At 47.9% G+C, this 18,603-nt stretch carries 24 protein-coding genes; 9 read left to right on the top strand and 15 right to left on the bottom strand.

Annotation, left to right across the window (positions count from 1 at the left end; genetic code table 11):
- Positions 1-44 precede the first annotated feature (44 nt).
- Together radC and PHT49_04665 are read right to left on the bottom strand one after the other, a co-directional pair.
- Complete coding sequence (gene radC, locus PHT49_04670) at positions 45-704, bottom strand: DNA repair protein RadC (GenBank protein MDD5451169.1); 660 nt, start codon at positions 702-704, stop codon at positions 45-47.
- Positions 705-765: 61 nt separating this feature from the next.
- Positions 766-1,140 carry a helix-turn-helix domain-containing protein gene (locus PHT49_04665; GenBank protein MDD5451168.1) on the bottom strand — a complete coding sequence of 125 codons (375 nt, stop codon included), beginning with the start codon at positions 1,138-1,140 and terminating at the stop codon, positions 766-768.
- A 307-nt stretch (positions 1,141-1,447) separates the two neighbouring features.
- Here PHT49_04665 and PHT49_04660 point away from each other — a divergent pair, with 307 nt between their 5' ends.
- Positions 1,448-1,819: a response regulator gene (locus PHT49_04660; protein ID MDD5451167.1), complete on the top strand. Its 372-nt coding sequence runs from the start codon at positions 1,448-1,450 to the stop codon at positions 1,817-1,819.
- A 31-nt stretch (positions 1,820-1,850) separates the two neighbouring features.
- Here PHT49_04660 and PHT49_04655 read toward each other — a convergent pair whose 3' ends face one another.
- The gene (locus PHT49_04655) at positions 1,851-2,339 is read right to left on the bottom strand and encodes a zinc ribbon domain-containing protein (protein ID MDD5451166.1); all 489 of its coding nucleotides are present in this window, start codon (positions 2,337-2,339) and stop codon (positions 1,851-1,853) included.
- Positions 2,340-2,466: 127 nt separating this feature from the next.
- Between PHT49_04655 and PHT49_04650 the strand changes: the two genes are divergently transcribed.
- From PHT49_04650 to PHT49_04640, 3 genes are read left to right on the top strand one after another with little or no spacing between them, the layout of a single operon-like run.
- Positions 2,467-3,117, top strand: coding sequence for a WYL domain-containing protein (locus tag PHT49_04650; GenBank protein MDD5451165.1), 651 nt, complete (start codon positions 2,467-2,469; stop codon positions 3,115-3,117).
- Between the two features lie 17 nt (positions 3,118-3,134).
- On the top strand, positions 3,135-3,962 hold the full coding sequence (locus PHT49_04645; protein MDD5451164.1) for an SAM-dependent chlorinase/fluorinase: 828 nt from the start codon (positions 3,135-3,137) through the stop codon (positions 3,960-3,962).
- Complete coding sequence (locus tag PHT49_04640) at positions 3,952-5,124, top strand: MFS transporter (GenBank protein ID MDD5451163.1); 1,173 nt, start codon at positions 3,952-3,954, stop codon at positions 5,122-5,124. Before PHT49_04645 ends, PHT49_04640 begins: the two co-directional genes overlap by 11 nt.
- Before the next feature lie 40 nt (positions 5,125-5,164).
- On the opposite strand, the gene PHT49_04635 is transcribed toward PHT49_04640, so the two are convergent.
- Positions 5,165-6,220 (bottom strand): multiheme c-type cytochrome, encoded by a 1,056-nt coding sequence (locus PHT49_04635; protein ID MDD5451162.1) that lies wholly within the window; start codon positions 6,218-6,220, stop codon positions 5,165-5,167.
- Between the two features lie 456 nt (positions 6,221-6,676).
- On the opposite strand from PHT49_04635, the gene PHT49_04630 reads away from it, so the two are divergent.
- Positions 6,677-8,260 (top strand): AAA family ATPase, encoded by a 1,584-nt coding sequence (locus PHT49_04630; GenBank protein MDD5451161.1) that lies wholly within the window; start codon positions 6,677-6,679, stop codon positions 8,258-8,260.
- Between the two features lie 17 nt (positions 8,261-8,277).
- Here the strand turns inward: PHT49_04630 and PHT49_04625 are convergent, their stop codons facing one another.
- The 9 genes from PHT49_04625 to PHT49_04585 all read right to left on the bottom strand — a co-directional run bounded on the left by PHT49_04625 (position 8,278) and on the right by PHT49_04585 (position 13,290).
- A complete protein-coding gene (locus tag PHT49_04625) occupies positions 8,278-8,613 on the bottom strand; it encodes a type II toxin-antitoxin system PemK/MazF family toxin (protein MDD5451160.1) in 336 nt (111 codons plus the stop codon).
- Complete coding sequence (locus PHT49_04620) at positions 8,607-8,858, bottom strand: AbrB/MazE/SpoVT family DNA-binding domain-containing protein (protein MDD5451159.1); 252 nt, start codon at positions 8,856-8,858, stop codon at positions 8,607-8,609. Before PHT49_04620 ends, PHT49_04625 begins: the two co-directional genes overlap by 7 nt.
- A 71-nt stretch (positions 8,859-8,929) precedes the next feature.
- The gene (locus PHT49_04615; protein ID MDD5451158.1) at positions 8,930-9,130 is read right to left on the bottom strand and encodes a hypothetical protein; all 201 of its coding nucleotides are present in this window, start codon (positions 9,128-9,130) and stop codon (positions 8,930-8,932) included.
- A 31-nt stretch (positions 9,131-9,161) separates the two neighbouring features.
- Positions 9,162-9,395 (bottom strand): addiction module protein, encoded by a 234-nt coding sequence (locus tag PHT49_04610; GenBank protein ID MDD5451157.1) that lies wholly within the window; start codon positions 9,393-9,395, stop codon positions 9,162-9,164.
- 323 nt (positions 9,396-9,718) lie between these two features.
- Complete coding sequence (locus PHT49_04605) at positions 9,719-9,916, bottom strand: type II toxin-antitoxin system HicA family toxin (GenBank protein MDD5451156.1); 198 nt, start codon at positions 9,914-9,916, stop codon at positions 9,719-9,721.
- Positions 9,916-10,128, bottom strand: a complete 213-nt coding sequence (locus PHT49_04600) for a type II toxin-antitoxin system HicB family antitoxin (protein MDD5451155.1) — start codon at positions 10,126-10,128, stop codon at positions 9,916-9,918. Before PHT49_04600 ends, PHT49_04605 begins: the two co-directional genes overlap by 1 nt.
- Positions 10,121-10,606 (bottom strand): hypothetical protein, encoded by a 486-nt coding sequence (locus tag PHT49_04595; GenBank protein MDD5451154.1) that lies wholly within the window; start codon positions 10,604-10,606, stop codon positions 10,121-10,123. Before PHT49_04595 ends, PHT49_04600 begins: the two co-directional genes overlap by 8 nt.
- A 384-nt stretch (positions 10,607-10,990) precedes the next feature.
- Entirely contained in the window at positions 10,991-12,787 is a 1,797-nt protein-coding gene (locus tag PHT49_04590; protein ID MDD5451153.1) for a restriction endonuclease, read from the bottom strand.
- Positions 12,788-12,837: 50 nt separating this feature from the next.
- Positions 12,838-13,290 carry a hypothetical protein gene (locus PHT49_04585; GenBank protein MDD5451152.1) on the bottom strand — a complete coding sequence of 151 codons (453 nt, stop codon included), beginning with the start codon at positions 13,288-13,290 and terminating at the stop codon, positions 12,838-12,840.
- A 350-nt stretch (positions 13,291-13,640) separates the two neighbouring features.
- On the opposite strand from PHT49_04585, the gene PHT49_04580 reads away from it, so the two are divergent.
- Complete coding sequence (locus tag PHT49_04580) at positions 13,641-13,787, top strand: NIL domain-containing protein (GenBank protein ID MDD5451151.1); 147 nt, start codon at positions 13,641-13,643, stop codon at positions 13,785-13,787.
- Positions 13,788-13,980: 193 nt separating this feature from the next.
- Here PHT49_04580 and PHT49_04575 read toward each other — a convergent pair whose 3' ends face one another.
- Positions 13,981-14,670, bottom strand: a complete 690-nt coding sequence (locus tag PHT49_04575; protein MDD5451150.1) for an MT-A70 family methyltransferase — start codon at positions 14,668-14,670, stop codon at positions 13,981-13,983.
- Positions 14,671-14,687: 17 nt separating this feature from the next.
- Positions 14,688-15,416: a BglII/BstYI family type II restriction endonuclease gene (locus PHT49_04570; GenBank protein ID MDD5451149.1), complete on the bottom strand. Its 729-nt coding sequence runs from the start codon at positions 15,414-15,416 to the stop codon at positions 14,688-14,690.
- A gap of 335 nt (positions 15,417-15,751) precedes the next feature.
- Between PHT49_04570 and PHT49_04565 the strand changes: the two genes are divergently transcribed.
- The 3 genes from PHT49_04565 to mtaB are packed head-to-tail and all read left to right on the top strand — an operon-like array spanning position 15,752 to position 18,593.
- Positions 15,752-16,177: a 4Fe-4S dicluster domain-containing protein gene (locus tag PHT49_04565; protein MDD5451148.1), complete on the top strand. Its 426-nt coding sequence runs from the start codon at positions 15,752-15,754 to the stop codon at positions 16,175-16,177.
- Between the two features lie 33 nt (positions 16,178-16,210).
- A complete protein-coding gene (gene mnmA / locus PHT49_04560; protein MDD5451147.1) occupies positions 16,211-17,269 on the top strand; it encodes a tRNA 2-thiouridine(34) synthase MnmA in 1,059 nt (352 codons plus the stop codon).
- Positions 17,262-18,593, top strand: coding sequence for a tRNA (N(6)-L-threonylcarbamoyladenosine(37)-C(2))-methylthiotransferase MtaB (gene mtaB, locus PHT49_04555; protein ID MDD5451146.1), 1,332 nt, complete (start codon positions 17,262-17,264; stop codon positions 18,591-18,593). Before mnmA ends, mtaB begins: the two co-directional genes overlap by 8 nt.
- The last annotated feature ends 10 nt before the right edge of the window (positions 18,594-18,603 follow it).

Raw genomic sequence — 18,603 nt, 5'->3', positions numbered from 1 at the left:
GTCCTTATTCTTGACACCAGGTCTGCAAATTCCCTAAACGGGAGTCACATCAGCCCTTTTTCCTTAAAAGACAGGTATCCCTTTTTTGTGATGATTATATGATCTAATACAGATATTCCGAGGATTCTACCTGCCTCAACCATCTGTTCCGTTATGGCTATATCATCAGGGCTTGGTTTCAGTACACCTGACGGATGGTTGTGGGCAAGAATAACGGATGCGGCCCGGTCGGATATGACATCGGCAAACACCTCCCGAGGATGAACCTGACTTGAATTAAGAAGGCCGACAGTGACCACCCTGTTCCCGATAACCTCATTGGCGCCATTCAGAGATATGCACAGGAAATGTTCCTGTTTTTTGTCCGCAATATGTAAAATAAGGGGTAAAATATCTTTCGTCTTTTGAACAACTAAAAAGTTCTTGAAAAACCTCCGCCTTGCAAATTCAAGGGCAGCCACAATCTGGCAGGCCTTGGCAAGACCAACGCCTTCAATCAATATAAGACTTTTTAGATCTACTTTTCCCTTATCTTTATCAAGCCTTCGCAGAATACTCTGGGCTACCTGAAAGACGTTTTTGCCCTTTACCCCACTTCCAAGAAGTATGGCGAGAAGCTCAATATCCGATAGCGCCTCCGGCCCCTGGGCCGCCAGTTTTTCACGCGGCCTGTCAAAATTGGGGAGGTCTTTAATATTTCTCATGATTACTTCAGGTTATTGTATTTTTTTTAACCCCGTTACTGTCTTAACGGAAGATGTGTTCCTATTTCTTCTTTTCCAATTCGATAATCCCCCGCATATGCTTCAAGAGACCCTCTCTTAATTTTTTATTCCTAATCTTGCGAAAGAATTTCAAGATAATAATTTCTTCCTTATCGAGGAGCTGAAAATGTTCAAGAGGGATTTCTCCGGGAGTATATTCTAAAACAGGGCCTGAAACCTTAGGAACAAAATTTCCCTCTTCAAAGAAGCTGGTAATGTGAATACCTAAGGCCTCAGAAAGCTGCTGAAGGCGAGAGACCGTTATATTTGCAACCCCTTTTTCATATTTTTGAATTTGCTGAAAAGATATGCCGACCCTTTCGGCTAATTCAATCTGAGACAGCCCCCGGCTCTTCCTTAGTTGTTTAATTTGCATTCCAATCTTTTTGTCGATCCACGTCAATTTTCACACAACCCGTCTCGTTTTTTTATAGTACCGGAATTTATAGCTATGACAACTTTCTTTCAAGTATCGTAAAGAAAAGTAAAAAAGTCTATCGCCTTACAGTTGTATTTTTTACTTGATTTTATTCTCTTATTAGTTGTAATAATGATATTCGCTTATATTTTTAACCCCTGTTTTCTCCAACTTTGTCTTCTATAGGGGAGAGGATCTCCGGGCAAGAGCTGTTAGAATCCACCTGATTAGAGTTGAAAATTGCTTAACAATGGGGAGTGAACAAATGGAAAAAAAAAGAATCCTTGTCGTAGATGATGAAGAAATAATCAGAACATTACTGTTTAAGGCCTTTAAGTTTTTTGGCTACGAGATAGACACTGTAGAAAATGGGATAGAGGCCGTCAAGCGGATTGCCTCTAAAACTTATGATCTGATTATTACGGATTACATGATGCCAGAGATGGACGGCCTTGAATTGATACAAAGAATAAAAATGCTGAATCCCACTATTCCTGTTCTCGTAGTCACCAGCGATGGACCCGAATGCGAACTCCTGAAAAGCGGAGCTTTAGCCTGTATAAAAAAACCATTTAATATCTTAGAGTTACAAAAAATCTCACAAAACATCCTTGATGGACGCCCTCCATCTACCTGAAGATGTGAATAACAGGCAGGTCTATTTCTCCTTATAAATAATAAAAGTTTTCGTCATGGACAGGAGGTCGTTTCTTCGCTGACAGCGTGGCCTTTGAGGATATATTTAAAAAATCTTCTCCGTCCAAAATATCTCCCATCTCCTTTTCTATTTGCTCCGGGTCCTCCCCGGCCTCCATCCGTTTTAGGGCCTCCTCCATGCCGGAGCCAAGATCAAGGCCGGTCATATCACACAGTTTTCGCATGAGCTTCGCGCCCTGTCTGGGGTCATCTTCATTGAGATTTTCCGCCTCGCGTTCCAGAACGGCCATGGCCTTTTCCAGCTTCGATTCATCCAGGTCCGGCATTCCCATGTCATTCTCTCCCTTTTCGCCCCTTAGAACGGCGAACCTGGACATGAGACGATCCAATGGTCCGCTGCCGCATTTCGGGCACATAGGCCGTTTTTCCGTATTTACCCGGCTGGAAAAAAAGTTGAAGATAGTATTGCAATCAGCACAGTAGAATTCATAGATGGGCATGATAGTTCCTCCCTGATAGTGTAAAAAAAAGGCATTCGTGGGTCAAGCAGAAATTGGGAAGAGAAAAGTACTTCTTGACTTTGAAAGGAAAAATTTAATATAGTGCCTTTATGTGAAAGGCCGCTATATGCAATCCAACCGCTTAGTTAGACTGGTTGAAACGGTTCTTAAGATCAAGACCCAGCCGCACCAAACCCGTCAGCAATGTTTAGCCTCTCTTAGCATCGGCAAGTCGCAATTCTATTATGATCTCCAGTCGTTAAACGAGCTGGGTCTGTCAATTAAATATTCCAACCACGAAAAGGCATTTTTGATAAAAAAGGAACCCGCATTTACCATACCCGACCTTGCCCTGGGAGATACTGTGGCCCTTATGCTCGCGGTCCGGCAGCAGGTTCTAACGGCACGAAATGATTTTGCTCTTGCTTACGGCGCCTACGCCGCTTTGTGCCATATCGTAGACGCACTCCCCTCGAAGACCCGAAAAGAATTGATAAATATGGTGGATAACCTGATTGTACGGGATGGATTCGGCTGTCATAAGGACATCCTGGATAAACTACAGGGGGCGCTCCAGGATAGAAATCGTATTGTCATAGACTGCCGGAAAGAAAACGAAAAGGTGCTGCGCCGCTATACAGCCGATCCGGAACGGCTTTACTTCGAGCAGGGCAGTCTGTTTCTGGATGCCTTCACCCCTGAAAGCAAAAAGACGGAGACCTTCCGTGTCCCGCTCATCAAGCAAGTAATCAAAACCCCTTTCTTCATACCCCGTTGATAAACAGCCTGAAATCCATGCGTGCAACCAGAATCATTACGCTCCTTACCGACTTCGGCACCCGGGACATCTATGCCGGCGTCATGAAGGGGGTTATTCTCTCCATCTGCCCGGATGTCCGGCTCATCGACCTGACGCATGAAATTCCCCCGCAGGATATAAAGGCGGCAGCGTGGCAGATATCCGCTTCCTATAATTACTTCCCGAAAGGGAGCATCCACGTGGCCGTAGTTGATCCAGGGGTGGGCGCTACCCGCCGGCCTATCCTGGTCGCCTGCGCCGGCCGTTTCTTTATCGGCCCGGACAACGGGCTCTTCAGCCTGCTATACCAATCAGGGAAGCCTTTTGATGTATATGTATTAAATCAGAAAAAATACTTTTTAGACAAAATCTCCGCCACGTTTCACGGTCGCGATATCTTCGCGCCGGTAGCCGGACACCTGGCCTGCGGCACGCCGCCTGAGGAGTTGGGTGAACGCATTACAGACCCGGTTATCTTTAGCGCCACAAGGCCTGAATTCGATGGGAGGACGCTCTACGGAGAAGTGGTCTGGATAGACCGCTTTGGAAACCTTATTACCAACATATCAGAAAAAGAATTTAAGAAACACATCCAGGGAAGACCCTTTGTGATTAAGGCCGGCGGCATTTCTTTAAAATTCCTCCAGAAGACGTATGCCGGGGCCGCAGAGCATGGTATAATAGCCTTGTTCGGAAGCAGCGGCCTTCTGGAAATTGCCGAGGTCTCCGGCAGCGCAGCCGGGAGGCTGAAAATGGGCACAGGGGCCGCGGTAACCGTAACCATAGAAAAGAATCTTAAGGAGACAACAGAAAATCGCTCTTGATAGAAAAACCACCAGTGTCTTCTTTGCGGCCAACACCCTATTTTATTTTTGTCACTGGATGGTTTTCGCATTTCTGCCCCTTCTCCTGAAAGAATACGGCCTGACCGATGGCCGTATCGGCATAATAATCGGCACATTCTCCATGGCCTCCATGCTGCTTATGCTCCCCATGGGAGTCTTTTCCGATTACTTTTCTCCCCAAAAAACCGTCATTGCCGGTACGTGTTGCCTGAGTCTGTACTTCTTCTTCCTCCTCCTCTCCCGGAACTTTTATTGGCTCCTGCTCTCTGTCGCTATCGGAGGCGCCGGCGCCTCCGCCCTCTTTATTGTACTTTCGTCTCTTTATCTCAAGGTCATCACGCGCAATAGTTTAAGCCGGCAGGTGGCCCTCTACCACGTGGGCGGTTACCTGGGATATGCCTTTGGACCGCTTATAGGAGGATTGATCACTTCTTACTATCCACCAAAGTCTTTAATTGCTACGGCTTGGGCATGCTCCCTGGCGCTTATCGCGCTTACTTTATTTCTCAGGGATTCTGCCCCGATCAGGTTTAGCTTTGAGGAATACCGGGCTGACCTGAAAAAACCGGGAAGACTCCTCTTGATACTGGGGATATTTGTCCTGGCCACCCACTTTGGCGTAGAGCAAACTTCCTTTACACTTTTAATGAAAGGGAAACTGGGATTTGCGCCCAGAAACATCGGCTATATGTTTGCCGGTATCGGCCTCTGGATGGCCTTTTTGGCCCCATGGATCGGATACTTTATGGATCGTAAGCAGAGGATTATCCATTTCCTCTTTGCCGGCCTTGTAATGTCCGGCGCCTTTCAATTCCTGACCGGGAATGCGCGGTCGTTCGGGGGTCTTCTTATAACCAGGATATTCCACACCACGGGTGACGCCATAGCCATTTTAGGCATAGGGGTCCTGACTGCGCTCTACTTCCCGGGGGCGCGCCTCGGGGGAAATTCAGGACTGCTCTATGTGGTGCGGACGGCCGCCATGTTTTCCGGAGCAGTAGTAGCCGGTCTTCTAAACAACAGGTGGGGGTACAGTTTTTCCTTTATGGCCAATGGCCTTTTCGTCCTGGCCTTTACAGCCATCCTGGCCATATCATTTAAACGCTGTTTTTCCTCTTCGCCGGCTGGCCAATCTCAATAAGGCCGCTACCAAGCAAGCGAAGAAGATGCAAAATCTGTCCTTACCGAGTTAATGCCTTATGGCTTATCCGGTTAAACAATACTTCCTTTTGCCCCTCGAAGTCCGGATTTCTCTCCTTGTCATGGCATGCGAGACAGATGGAAGCAGGGACAGTACGTCTCAACCGAGATGTTTCAGGATAGAAGGTATGTTTCCGGCCCGGGCCGTGGCATACCTCGCACTCCACACCGGCCAGTCGGCCACCCGTAGTTTGACCCATCTGAAAGCCGGTAGGATAACCAAAACCCGTGGTATGACACGAAACACAATCAGGATAAAAATGCCTCCGGACATCTCTCAAGGTATCGAAGGACCGGGAATGCCTGGTGCCTTTCCAGGCCCGGTATTCAGTCGCATGGCAACTTCGGCAGCCCTCCGCCCCCACGTAGCCGTTATCCCTGTCCTGCTCCAGCGCCTGGTCAGAAAACTTCCGCCTTGCCCCGGCCTGCGCTGCCCGATCCTTAAACGCTGCGCCATAAGCCTGTGAAATAAATTGCTCTACTTCCGGGTCAGGGAGAATATCCATCGAAAGGTATATCCACTTAAAGTCATGCCTTAGAAGCCGTCCATAATGGTCCACCCATAAATCCAGTCTGGCCAGATACTTCTGGCCGGGAGAGACGATGACGGCATGGTTGACATTTTCTACAGGGATATTGCCTCTGGCCGCCAGGATAACCTGGACGTCGCCAAATTCAGCGGCGAGTGATCTGTTTTCTTCTTCCGGAAGATCGCTTAAGACCACAACCAGGTTAGTCTCCCTTTTGACGGCAGGCAGATATTTTTTGATACCGGCTAAAGGATCAGATACTTCAAGCCCGAACCCCTCAGCCTGAATTTGATCGCGGTTGAGCGGCGGCGCGGTCAGGGCCAGGATTCCAAGTTTGACCGGGCCCAGTTCCTTGATTAGATATGGCCTCCCCAGAAGCTCTTTAGCCTCACCCCTATGGACGTTGGCCGAAAGGAAAGGAATGTTTAAGCTCTTAATCTGCTTCCGGATAAAGTCAGTCCCGAAGTTGAAGGCGTCGCCGCCCAGGGCAATGGCGTGATAGCCCATCTTCTCCAGGGTCTTTAGATAAACCTCAGTCCTTACCAGATCCGTCGGGCCTGCGCCATGAAAAGCGCCGCTCCCCTCGATTAACAGGGCCTGAGGATTCTCCTTAAGAACGTCCTTGATTATTGTAGCCCTTCTGGCCAGACCGCCAGCCCGGTTTTCGCCTCAGCCGCAAGGCTCCAATGCCCCACGGGTCTGTCCGGTTAAGAGCAGGGTTATCCTTGTCCCTTCTTCCGCGCCGGATGAGGCAAAAAAGGCTAAGAACACTATAACCAACAAAAAAAGATATGCTAAGCGCCTGCTCATCTCAATACCTACAAAGGATTATTACCTACCTGAGAGAGCATATCAAAACTCCTTATCAGATGTCCAGTATTATCAAAAATAAACACCGATACCTTGACACCTCGTCCATAAGCTGATAACAAGAGTCATCTTATCTGCTATCAGAGGTTCCGCATGTTGCCTGACTTTGTAAAGGGCCTGTTAGGGCCAGGGGCATATCCCCACCCGGTAGCCGAGATAAAACTTGTCCAGACCCATATCTCCTACGTATTTATTACCGGTGACTTTGTTTATAAGATAAAAAAACCTGTTAACTTCGGTTTTCTCGATTTTACCACCCTCGAAAAACGCAAACACTTTTGTGAGCGGGAGGTAGTCCTCAATAAAAGGCTCTCGCCGGAGATATATCTCGGGGTGGAACCGGTGACTACAGACGGAAAAGGCTTTTTTATAAACGGTCCGGGAGAAGTCATTGAATACGCGGTAAAGATGCGGCAGATGCCCCAGGACCGGATGATGGACGTCCTGATAAAGGATGACAAAGTAGATCAAGGGGTCATCGACCGCATCGTGCAAAAACTCGTCCCCTTCTACGCACAGGCCGCCACCGGCCCGGAGATAGACTTCTATGGCGAAATCCCGCAGGTACGTTTCAATATCGAGGAAAACTTTGCCCAGACCGAAGGCTACATCGGCCGCGCCCTCACCAGGAAGCGTTTTGAAACCATTAAGGCATATAGCCTCTCCTTCTTTGAAAAAAAGGCTGATCTCTTTCAGGAACGTATAAAATCAGGAAAAATCCGGGACGGGCACGGGGATCTCTATTCGGCCAACATCTGTATAGCTGATGATGTCTATATTTACGACTGCATAGAGTTCAACGAGCGTTTCCGCTATGGAGACGTGGCCTGTGATATAGCCTTCCTGGCCATGGACCTGGATTTTCACCGGTTGGGCGCCCTCTCCGGATATCTTATCGATCGCTTTGTGGAACTCTCCGGCGATCGCTCGCTTATAGACCTACTGGATTTCTACAAATGTTACCGGGCCTATGTGCGCGGCAAAATCCACTCCTTCTCGGCGGACAGCAAGGAAATCAGCGAAGAAGACCGGAGCCGCTCTCTGTCCACGGCCCGAAAATACTTTGGCCTTGCCTACCGCTATGCCGGCGGAAAAAGGAAGCCGGTTCTCCTGGTATTCTTTGGCCTTATTGCCGGCGGGAAGAGCACCCAGGCCAGGGTTATTGGTGAAAAGCTAGCCATCGCGCCCCTTAATTCTGATGAGATCAGGAAAAAAATGGCCGGCCTCGCGCCCACAGAAAGAAGGCCGGAGCCCTTCGGACAGGGCATTTACAGCCCGGACTTTTCCCGCTCGACCTATGCCAGATTGCGCGAAGAGGCGGCGGCCCGGCTGGAGATGGGGGAATCCGTCATCCTCGACGCCTCATACAAGGACCGGGACGAAAGGACGGCCCTGATCTGGATGGCTGAAGAACTGGATGTCCCCTACTGCTTTGTCTATTGCCACTGCCCGGAGGAAGAAACTAAGGCCCGGCTGGAAAGACGCAGAAAAAACAAGAAGGCCGTCTCAGACGGCCGCTGGGAGATATACCTGAAACAGGTGGAGACCTTTGATCGACCGGAGGAGATACCGTCCGGCCGCCTTCTTCGAGTAGATACAAGCCAGACCGTGGCTAAGGCCACGGCCCATATCCTCCAGTCCTGCCCGGAAGATATACGCCGCGCGTTATCTCTATGAGGATTACGTGAGGGAGATTAGAACATTATAGGGTCTATACGCATTAATACTTCCTGGAGTAGTTCTTCCGGGCATTTGCCAATGTAGGCCGCATTTCTGGCCCCGTAATTAAGCGAACGCAACTGATCTGCCATGATCACCCCTGTAATTTTTTTACCTTCGGGTATGGCTACATAAAATGGATTTTTACGTTCTGTGTTGCTGATGGGACAAACAAAAATGAACCCCATCTTTTTATTAAAAGCGCTATGACTTACGACTAAAGCCGGCCTGCTTCCCTTCTGTTCATGTCCGGCTTGTGGGTCAAAATTAAGGCGAATAAAATCTCCGCGTTTTGGGATATAGCCTACCAAACTTCCTCTCCTTCAGGTTTGCCCCATGAAACTTCCTTGCCGGGTTCTTGTACCTGGGCGAGCAACTCTTCTAATGTGTATTTCTTTTGGTGAGACAGTGGCTTTAAAATCAATTTTCCATCCTCTAATGAGCAACTTACCCGATCCTTTACACCCAGATGGAGTGATTCTAATACATGTTTTGGAAGTCGAATGCCAAGCGAATTACCCCATTTCCCAATTTGTAACTCCATATTATCTTGCATAGTTATATCCCCTTACATATATGATATACAATGTATATCTGCGATGGGAGAATGTCAATTTAAAAAGTGCCTCAAACTTCGGTACACTCGCCTGACTCGAAAGCCTTCAGTGCCTTATCGGCAAGAGCATCCAGCTTCCCAGCCTTTGCATCTTCTTCAATTTGCCGGTCCCAAGCCTCAGCATCGAATTGCACAAACCATTTGCGAAACCTTGCAAGTTCAGATGAAGATAGTTTTCGGATCTCACTTTCTATGTTCTCGACCTTGCTCATACAAATGTTCCTCCTCAGTGGAAATAGAATCTCATTTTCCGTGCTTCGCTCGAATCTTGGAGAAGACTTCCTCACCGGGGACCAGTTTAGCCTTGCCTTCCTCAATTTGTGACACGCGACGTTCCGCTTCTTCTGCCCAAAGGCGATCTATTTCCTCATCGATTGGAAGGTTGAGGCTCGTCAGAAGCTTCTCAACCAAGCTTAGACGGACGTTTGCCGGAAGGGATAGGGCTTCTTCAATAACTCTGTCATTTGTTGTCGCCATAGTGTGCCTCCTTCACTGAACTATTTAAACATACATCACAAGGCAAGACAATAATGATTAATAAGAGCATAATCGGAATAGGGAGGAGCCTCACGACTTCCCCACCATCCCACAACATTTGCCGCAGGCGGATCAAATCTGGTTCCTGTTTCCCGGATCATGTCCGGGGCAGGCTCTTGTCCTTTTCCTAGCCTTCGGCTCCGCTAAAACCTGGATCGGGGACTCTCACCCCGATAGTCCTGTGCCATGCCCGGCACACACGCTACGGCTCAGCGGTGGCTATCAGCCATCCGCTGAAGCCTATTGTTATGCCATGGTTTTTGTTACTCTTCTTTATGGAGATCAGCGATTCCGAGTCCTTTGCATATTTTTCTGGCAAGCTTGTCGGAGATTTCAGTGTGTCGCGGCACCGTCTCCACAGAACCATTCGCTGGGTTCATCCAAAGCGAATGAGATCCCCCTTCTCTCTTGAGGAAGCAACCATACCGACGCAAATGCCGTAGGAGGGCTTGTCTCTTCATCAGACTGCGACGACCTCGCGAATTGCATCTTCTGGTAATCCGCGCATGGCGTCCTCACGCCGATCTTCCAGTATGAGTGAGATAGCCGCCGCCAAACTTGCTTTGCATTCCTCAATTGTTTTGCCTTGCCCATTTGCCCCAGGAACCTCAGGGCAGTAAGCAATATACCAATCTCCGTCTTTTTCAATAATTGCTGTAAACTCATTATGCATGATGCTCCTCCATGTTTTTCCTGCCGTTTAAAGAGGCGAAAAAGGAGTTTATTACCTCCCGATGGTTGACAAATTTCTTTTCAAGTAATGCCCTCAATTCCCCTAATTTCTGATCCTCTAAGAGCCGGTCAATTTCATAAGCCCTCTTGCCAAGTTGCCTGCAATACTTGTCAATGACCGTTTGAGGAGCTGTATTTCTTCTTTGAGCGACAAGGTTAGTCGCTTCCCTTCTATTCCGCCCCGATTTTTTCACCTCGTAAATGACTTCAAGTATCTGTGCCAATGCCTTAGGAGCACCATCGGGAAAAATTGGCGGAGTACTAATTGTGGACTTTCTATTTACCTCTTGCAGGCCAGACAGCTGTCCTCCAAGGAGGATTCTGTTTAATACCGAATTTGGGGTGTCCTCAAACGGCTCGGCCTTGCTCTTCAGGTAATTCCAGACCCTTTCGTCAATTTCAATCTTATAGGTTTGCATGAGGATCTCCTCCTTTTATTGCTTTTCGCACTATTATACTAAAGTACTTTTAGTATGTCAAGTAAACAAGTAAAAGAAGGGATTAATCGGTAATTTATTATTGGCATAATCGGGATAAGGAGGAGCCTCTCGACTTCCCTCCACGGATCATGATGTGATGCAGGACACCGGATGCGTCAAGGCGGGCTTGTCTTAGCATGGGATTTATTTCGTAGTTACGCTTTCCCTTGTCAACTTACTTTTTTATCAGCGTCCCCATTCTTCTGCCCGATAGTCCTATGCCATGCCCGGCACACACGAGATGCATCAGCCGACCGTGCTGCAAAGGAAAGAATGAAAAACGCCCCACGCTTATTCGCGGTCGGCTGGATGCGGTTGTTATAGTTATTTTTCTTTTTCTGCTATGATTTTCTTTGCTTCTCTTAAATCTATCTTTGCGTGATGCCCGTGTTTTTCTAATAGATGTAAAAGGTTTGAGCCATTTAATAGGGTCAGTGGCTTGCCTTTTGCAAACTCATATGCATCTGGCCCGTAATCGGCAGTTGAAACCAAGATTCCTTTTGTTGCCCCTTCATTAACAACAGTCCCGTATAAATCACGCACAGCGGAAACACCGACGGTATTCGTATATCGCTTGGCTTGGATTACTATTTTGCCGCCCCGAATTGGATCTGGATCAAACGCAATGGCATCAACGCCGCCGTCTCTGCTGGCCCGGGTTACTTTACATTCGCCGCCATTAGTTTGAAATTCCTTTTCAAATAATTCCCGGATCAAATGTTCAAAATCCTCCCAATCCATTGCAGCAATGTTAGTGGTAGTATCAAGCTGGCTGGCGACATCATAGCTTTGTACAAATCTTTTGTCCATTCTACTAATTTGAAGAATCGGCTGAACGGGGGTTAAGCTGCTCAATTTACTGCTTGCCACGCCTTTCAGATTCTTAAAACACGTTTTGGGCTCGACATTGCGAAGATCGATACCCATAAATTCGCTTTTTTTCACTTGAATACTAAGAATGCAATTATTTTCTTCTTTGCCGGTAGCTTTGTTTATTGCTTTCACCCAGCCATTGAAGGAAATAGCGTCGATAGCATTAGCTGCATCCGCTTCAAACAATTCGTGAATTGATCGTAACGTAATTTTGTATATCGCCTCGTCAAACATTTTATTTATTTGAGATTCTGCAATGTAACTTTCTTTCAATTCTTTCCTTGCTGCGATATATTTAACTTCTTTTATCTTTGGAAAACAATCAATTGAAGGCAGTTCATATTCTACGATCAAAATTCTATTGTCAGGGTTATATTCCAATTCAAAGCTTTTGGGGAAGGACTTGGGATAGTCTGAGTTATTCAAGACCATGTCACAATATTCAACAATTGAATCAACATCTTGGGTTAAATATGAATCTTTCATTTTATCGATTTTTGAATTGAAGTCGGCCTGTTGTTGTATGAAATTTTGCTTCTGCTTCTCCCACTCTGACACTTCATGCTCCCACTGCCTTAGAGCCTTTTCAAAATCTGCATCCAATTGATAATTGTATTTGTCAATGGATTTCTTTTGCTCTTCCCAGTCGGCAATAGCCGATAGATACTTAGTCTCCAACTCCTTCAATTTGCTTTCCTTCTTCGATCTAAACAACTTTTCAAAGAAAGTAAACTGTGGTGATTTTTTAGAGGGTTCTGAAGGGTATTCCTTGTAACTTGCCTTGGTTGGCTTCGAAGGCATTTTCTTTGGATAACCTTCCTTTTTCTTCAACGTTTCCCAATCGACGGTATCATTAATCGAGAGAGTATGAAGAAGCAGATTTTCAACTGATTTTAAAGCGGCAAGCACTTCTTCTGTCCTAGAATTTGCTTCTTCAATGTTCGCCTCTTTTTCTTCGGAAATTCTTCGTTTCGATTCGAGTAGTTCCCACTTTTCAGTCCACTTCTGGGCCTGCAAATTTGCTTTGTTTTCCAACATATCAATTTCAGGAGCAGATACTATTTTGTGTTCATTCAAACCCCGATGAAACATTTCAACGGTATATTTCAATATCCGCGTGCCAGAGACATTCTCATAGGCTTGAGCCTGTCCAACCTGAATTTGATCATGGTTTTTGGTAGCCGTGGCAGTTATGTCGCTGCCTATCCATGCGTCTCCCCGCCCGATTTGAATTTGATCATTATTCATTCTTAATCTCCTCTAATTAATCAAGCACTATAACGTCACGGTTGGCTGCTTCATTTGATTCTTGTTGCTGTGTTGCCAGCTTCGTCGAACTCCCAGACTTCTACATCCTTCGGGATGAGGTGTGGGTTTGTGCGAATGTAGTATTGCCCCAGAGTCTCTTTTCTTTTCTCACTGAAGTCTTTGAGAACAAAGAGGATTTTGCGGAAGCCGCTTGGAGCCGCATGAAAGAAGAACATGGCCTGATTCCATGTTGTCATCTTTGCACTAGGCACGTTTCCGCCCTCTGTCCATGTGTGGGCCTTGCACTCCACAAGGACCTTGGCGTGCTCGTCCCCGAGGTCGAAGTTGTGGGGCTTCTTCCCGTTGACGCCAATCTCTATCGAAACCCCGCGTGTGAGTTTGATCCCTTGAGCTGCGAAGAACGCTTCAGCCTTGGTCTCAAAATCGCGCCCGACTTGAGTGTTGCTGTCAGCACCCTTGCGTTGGAATGGCTTGTCCATCATTCATCTTTTCAGCGAACATTATATTTTAGCTGTCGACTGTCTTTTTCATAGTCATAGAGAAAAAAGGTAGTGGCGTCAAGCAAAAAGGGGGTTTTTGTGGGGTCTTGGGGGTAAAGTAGCTGTCTTATATTGCCTATAACAATATTATGCAGTCGCTGCATAAAAATAAGAATCATTGTAGCCACGAAAAATATACTTGGGATGCGGAGTCCGTGAAGGATCTGGGCGCCTGGCGCTGAGGCGTGTATGATACCGACATTGAAAAATTGACATAAGCCGTAAAAAAGCATAAATAATACAGAGCAAACGGACTTTTTACGAAGCCGTCCCAATTACCATGAGGTGATGCCATGTATTCACGCATGCTGGTGCTTCGCTTTCCACAGGATGTCGTAGATAGACCGATCGTCTGCAACCTGGTCAGGGAATTTGACCTCTCTTTCAACATCCTCAAGGCCACCATCCTGCCGGGGCAGGATGGTCTTTTGATTATGTAGTGGGGATGTGGGGACGCCGATAAAAAAGTAACAAAACCTTATTCGATTAGATGTGACGCAGGACACCGGATGCGTCAAGGCGGGCTTGTCTCGGCATGAGTTCTATTTCGTAGTTACGCCTTCTTCCTTTGTCAACTTACTTTCTTACCAGCGTCCACATTCTTCCATTCTTCTATGGTTACCTGACCGGGCGTCACCTCTTTGTGCCGTACCCTCGTGGTGTTTCAAGCAGGCGCATTTGAGGGTTAACATGTCCTTTGCGTCTGGCCACACCGTAGTAGGTGTTCTCCTCGACATCTTCATTGCCCCACTGACTCCAATCTGGACGGCGGAAGCGTGCGAAAAGCTCTAAATAGGGGCCGGAGGAACACGACTCGATCAAGTCATAGATTTCGTCAGGTTTGCGGGAGTGTTCCCGCTTTCGTGTGGCAAAGAGGTTAACCTGCGTCCGACCTGGGAGAAGAGTGCGCATGCTACCGCGGACGCCAAATAGTACCAACTCCGTGACATTCCGAAAGTAAAAGCCCACGCCACGTCCATCCGGTCCGCCATCCTTTCGGATCTTGTACCAAACCAAGTTGGTCTTGTAAGTGAACCCCCAGGCTTCCATCACCTTCAACCCTTCCTGAAGAAGAGCGTTCGGTACCCACAGATAAAGATGTGATTTAGCAGCGGCGAGTTTAGATACAGGAAGCTCCAGAATTTCCTTTAATTCCATAGTAGGGTATCGGAGCAACCGGCGATGCTCTGGTGCCATCTTCCCGGTTCGGTTCTGAAATTGCCACGGAGGATCAGCCAGTATTGTCGAATACTGCCCATACATTTTTACTAGAAGATCTTCCGATGGATTTGGTTCCGCGATGTTGTACACCTTTGCCGTCATGGCTTCCTCCATATTTTCTAAATTACTACAACCTCTTTGGGAATCCCTATCAACAGTAGTGGACATGGATTACCGACTCCGCGTCGTACGCGATCTTCAAGCTTTCTCCAGTGGGTCGTTGCTTCACCGAACTTGTCAGAAACAAATGCATGCGCCCATCCTTCCTCAAAGGAACTTTTTGTTACTGCCGCTCGTTCTATTATTTCGCTTTGACGATTCGTCGGTGAATAGTACTGCCGGACTGCGGCCAGGCTGTTAATCAGATTCTTTCGCGCAAATTGCGCGACAATATCCCGGAGCGAATCCTGGAGCGTAAAACCTCTAGTTATGATCGCTCCAATTGAAATAACACCGTCCGCGTGTAACCGTTTAAAGTTTTCCAGGTCTCGATCGAAAAACGGGTCTTTGTTGTTCCATTCGATTTCCAGAGCAAATGTGCCTGTTGAGAAACGCTTGACATGATCAATTTCGTGGGAGATGGATTCCTTCTCTTCTCCATCAACTATCTTTTTGATCTCGAAATTGTGTTTTTTCCAACCATGATCGACCGATAACGCACGCCGCAGGCGCTGCGTAAGTTCGCCCTCACCGCCGCCGCCCCGAACCAGCTCCTCGGCGGGTATCTCAACATCCAGTAGAACCTTTTCCAACTCGGCTAAGGCATCTGCCATATCGTGTGTCAAAATGGCTTCTGCGTGATGCAGCGTTAGGACTTGAAATCCTTTGTTCTTTATCTGCTCAAACATCTCACATCTTCCAATCTATCGGTTCGAATTATGCTATTGTAATCTAAATGAAGCCTCTCTTGCACCTGCTGTTGAATTAAAAGTTCTAAATCTTCTCGTTTGACAGGAACATTCATTGAAAACCCCATCTTAAGCCTTTTTCATTTCATGCCAAACATTACTTTTATATTGTTGTACGACATATAAGGACATTATGTGAGAATAGGGTCGTTTGTCAACTATTTCTAAGAGAATTACAACATTGAAAATTTGACATAAGCCGCAAAAAAGCATAAATAAGATACAGTAAACAGACTTTTTACGAGACCGTCGTCCCAATTACATGAGGTGATACCATGTATTCACGCATGCTGGTGCTTCGCTTTCCACAGGATGTCGTAGATAGGCCGATCGTCTGCAACCTAGTCAGGGAATTTGACCTCTCTTTCAACATCCTCAAGGCCACCATCCTGCCGGGGCAGGATGGTCTTATGATCATGGAACTGAGCGGGCATCGCAAGAATTTTAATCGGGGGATAAAGTATCTGGAAGAATGCGGGGTAAAAATAAAGACCATCGGTCAGGATATCAACCGCAATATGGACAAGTGTCTTCAATGCGGGGCCTGTACCGCCGTCTGCCCCACCGGGGCCCTCTATATCCGCCGTCCGGAGATGGAGGTATGTTTTGAACCCGAAAAATGCAGCGGTTGCGAACTCTGTGTGGCGACCTGCCCGGTAAGGGCCATGGAAGTTCATCTGCGTAATGCATCAGGTTTTTAGAAGCCGCTCTCTTTGCGCCCCATCCCCTTCTCTATGAGTAATTATCCCCCACAAAAAAGGATTGCCGTAGCCTTAAGCGGGGGCATAGACAGCGCCGTGGCCGCCGCCCTGCTTAAAGAGGAAGGGTGCGACATCTTTGCCCTGCACATGCTGATCCCCACGGACGACATGGCCGTATGCGCCGAAAAAGCCGGGGCCGTAGCTCGCCGTCTCGATATCCCTTTTTACGCCGTTGATGTGGAAAAGCCGTTCACCGAAGAGGTCATCCATTATTTTATTGATGAATACCTGCAGGGCCGGACTCCCAACCCGTGTGTGGTCTGCAATAAGCAGATCAAACTGGGCGTCCTGCTGGAGAGGGCCTTATCTCTCGGCGCGGGAAAGATAGCTACCGGCCATTACGCCCGTGTGGCATATAATGAAGAGTCCGGCCGGTTCATCCTGCGCAAGGGTTCCGACCGCGCCAAGGATCAGTCCTATTTTCTCTGCACGCTCAGGCAGGAACAACTGGCCCGAATCCTTCTTCCGCTGGGTGAGATGTCTAAACCCGAAGTCAGAAATTATGCCTCCCGGATAAGTCTCAAAGACTTATCCGGACGTGAAAGCCAGGAGGTATGTTTTATCCCCCATGGAGATTATAAAGAATTTCTGCGGGAACGAATGCCGCCAGGTCTGGATGATTCCGGCGATATCGTGGATACCGAAGGCCGTATCCTGGGGAAACACCGGGGAATTTTTAATTTCACCATCGGGCAGCGCCGGGGGCTTGGCCTGCCGGATGCGACTCCTTTTTACGTCCTGGGGTTTAATATTGAGAAAAAACAGGTTATTATCGGCAAGAAAGAAGACCTCTATCGCCAGGACTGCATGGTAGAAAAGGTAAATTGGGTCTCTGTCCGGGAAATCACGCAGGCATTGGAGGTCAAAATGCGTATTCGCTATAGACACAGGGAGGCCCCTGCAATGCTGACCCCTGTAGATGCCGCCACCGTCCGCGTCCGTTTTAAGGAGCCGCAAAAGGCCATTACGCCGGGACAGGCAGCCGTTTTCTATAAAGGGGATGTGGTGGTAGGAGGCGGATTCATTGTCTGAAATACAGAAGATCGCCATAGAGACCCTGGGCTGTAAGGTCAATCAATTTGAATCGGCAGCCATAGAAGAACAGCTCAGGGCCCAAGGCCATACTATAGTCCCGTTTTCACAGCCGGCCGACGCATACATCATAAACACGTGCACGGTCACGGCCAAAGCGGACTTTCAGTCCAGGCAGCTCATCCGCCGGGCCATGCGCACCAATCCCGCCGCCAGGATTATCGCCACCGGCTGTTATGTCCAGACGGCCAGCCGGGAACTGTTGGAATTCTGCCAGGCCGGCAATGTCTGTCTGGTTGGGAATGATCGAAAGTTTAACCTGGCAAACTACCTCAGCCCGCATAACCCGGATAACTCCTTTGAAATCTACGTAGGGGCTATAGAAGAGGTAAAAAATATCTGCCCCTTCACCGTCGAACATTTCTCACGGCGCACCAGGGCTTTTCTCCGGATACAGGACGGCTGCAATGCCTTTTGCTCCTATTGTATCGTCCCCTATGCCCGGGGGCGCAGCCGCAGCCTGCCGCCGGGTGAGGCGCTTAAACAGACGGAGCGGCTTGTGGAGTCCGGCTATCAGGAGATAGTCTTTACCGGCATCAACCTGGGACAGTACGGCCGGGATCTCACCCCACCGACCTCGCTCTATGAACTTCTGGCGTCGTTGGAAAAGGTGAAAGGGCTTCGCAGAATCCGCATCAGCTCGATCGAACCCTTGGAAATAACAAAAGAACTGGTGACATTCATGGCCGGATCGGATGTCATCTGTCCACACTTCCACATCCCCCTCCAGAGTGGAAGCGCAGAGACGTTAAAAAGGATGAACCGCCATTACTCCCCGGAATTTTATAGGAATATGACCGGCATGATCCATGATGCCATGCCTACGGCAGCCATAGGCACTGATGTAATGGTCGGTTTTCCGGGGGAGGGGGAAAAGGAGTTTAGAGAAACTTACGATCTCTTATCCGAACTGCCCATAACCTATCTGCACGTATTCCGCTATTCCGCCCGACCGGGAACCGCCGCCTGTGCCTTTCCGGAAAGCGTAAACACAAAGGCAGCCACCCTGAGGGCCGGGCAGCTTAAGGAGATGGGGCTTCTCAAAAAGAAGACATTCTATTTTCGAAACCTGGGACAAAAAACCAGCGTTCTCATCGAGGGCCGGGACAGGCATTCCAAACTTTATAAAGGACTTACGCCCAATTACATCCCGGTTTTGATAGACACAAAAGGTGTATCTATCAGCGGGATGATAGACGTAAAAATCGAACGCATCCTGGGCGATCAGGTTATCGGTGTTCTTTTGTCATCCAACAGGAACTAGTTAGTGCTTA

The organism is Desulfovibrionales bacterium, assembly GCA_028715605.1.
Classification (GTDB): Bacteria; Desulfobacterota; QYQD01; order QYQD01; family QYQD01; genus QYQD01.
The sequence above is the reverse complement of the archived record's forward strand: the minus strand, read 5'-3'. Positions and strand labels throughout refer to the sequence as shown.

What these genes read in the sequence shown, in the direction of transcription:
- PHT49_04665 (MDD5451168.1), bottom strand. Translation starts at nt 1,140, where the DNA reads ATGCAAATTAAACAACTAAGGAAGAGCCGGGGGCTGTCTCAGATTGAA.
- PHT49_04605 (MDD5451156.1), bottom strand. Translation starts at nt 9,916, where the DNA reads ATGAAGAGACAAGCCCTCCTACGGCATTTGCGTCGGTATGGTTGCTTC.
- PHT49_04655 (MDD5451166.1), bottom strand. Translation starts at nt 2,339, where the DNA reads ATGCCCATCTATGAATTCTACTGTGCTGATTGCAATACTATCTTCAAC.
- PHT49_04565 (MDD5451148.1), top strand. Translation starts at nt 15,752, where the DNA reads ATGTATTCACGCATGCTGGTGCTTCGCTTTCCACAGGATGTCGTAGAT.
- PHT49_04610 (MDD5451157.1), bottom strand. Translation starts at nt 9,395, where the DNA reads ATGGCGACAACAAATGACAGAGTTATTGAAGAAGCCCTATCCCTTCCG.
- PHT49_04600 (MDD5451155.1), bottom strand. Translation starts at nt 10,128, where the DNA reads ATGCATAATGAGTTTACAGCAATTATTGAAAAAGACGGAGATTGGTAT.
- PHT49_04635 (MDD5451162.1), bottom strand. Translation starts at nt 6,220, where the DNA reads ATGGGCTATCACGCCATTGCCCTGGGCGGCGACGCCTTCAACTTCGGG.
- PHT49_04595 (MDD5451154.1), bottom strand. Translation starts at nt 10,606, where the DNA reads ATGCAAACCTATAAGATTGAAATTGACGAAAGGGTCTGGAATTACCTG.
- PHT49_04650 (MDD5451165.1), top strand. Translation starts at nt 2,467, where the DNA reads ATGCAATCCAACCGCTTAGTTAGACTGGTTGAAACGGTTCTTAAGATC.
- PHT49_04585 (MDD5451152.1), bottom strand. Translation starts at nt 13,290, where the DNA reads ATGATGGACAAGCCATTCCAACGCAAGGGTGCTGACAGCAACACTCAA.
- mnmA (MDD5451147.1), top strand. Translation starts at nt 16,211, where the DNA reads ATGAGTAATTATCCCCCACAAAAAAGGATTGCCGTAGCCTTAAGCGGG.
- PHT49_04630 (MDD5451161.1), top strand. Translation starts at nt 6,677, where the DNA reads ATGTTGCCTGACTTTGTAAAGGGCCTGTTAGGGCCAGGGGCATATCCC.
- PHT49_04615 (MDD5451158.1), bottom strand. Translation starts at nt 9,130, where the DNA reads ATGAGCAAGGTCGAGAACATAGAAAGTGAGATCCGAAAACTATCTTCA.
- radC (MDD5451169.1), bottom strand. Translation starts at nt 704, where the DNA reads ATGAGAAATATTAAAGACCTCCCCAATTTTGACAGGCCGCGTGAAAAA.
- PHT49_04570 (MDD5451149.1), bottom strand. Translation starts at nt 15,416, where the DNA reads ATGTTTGAGCAGATAAAGAACAAAGGATTTCAAGTCCTAACGCTGCAT.
- PHT49_04575 (MDD5451150.1), bottom strand. Translation starts at nt 14,670, where the DNA reads ATGACGGCAAAGGTGTACAACATCGCGGAACCAAATCCATCGGAAGAT.
- PHT49_04645 (MDD5451164.1), top strand. Translation starts at nt 3,135, where the DNA reads ATGCGTGCAACCAGAATCATTACGCTCCTTACCGACTTCGGCACCCGG.
- PHT49_04580 (MDD5451151.1), top strand. Translation starts at nt 13,641, where the DNA reads ATGTATTCACGCATGCTGGTGCTTCGCTTTCCACAGGATGTCGTAGAT.
- PHT49_04590 (MDD5451153.1), bottom strand. Translation starts at nt 12,787, where the DNA reads ATGAATAATGATCAAATTCAAATCGGGCGGGGAGACGCATGGATAGGC.
- PHT49_04660 (MDD5451167.1), top strand. Translation starts at nt 1,448, where the DNA reads ATGGAAAAAAAAAGAATCCTTGTCGTAGATGATGAAGAAATAATCAGA.
- PHT49_04620 (MDD5451159.1), bottom strand. Translation starts at nt 8,858, where the DNA reads ATGCAAGATAATATGGAGTTACAAATTGGGAAATGGGGTAATTCGCTT.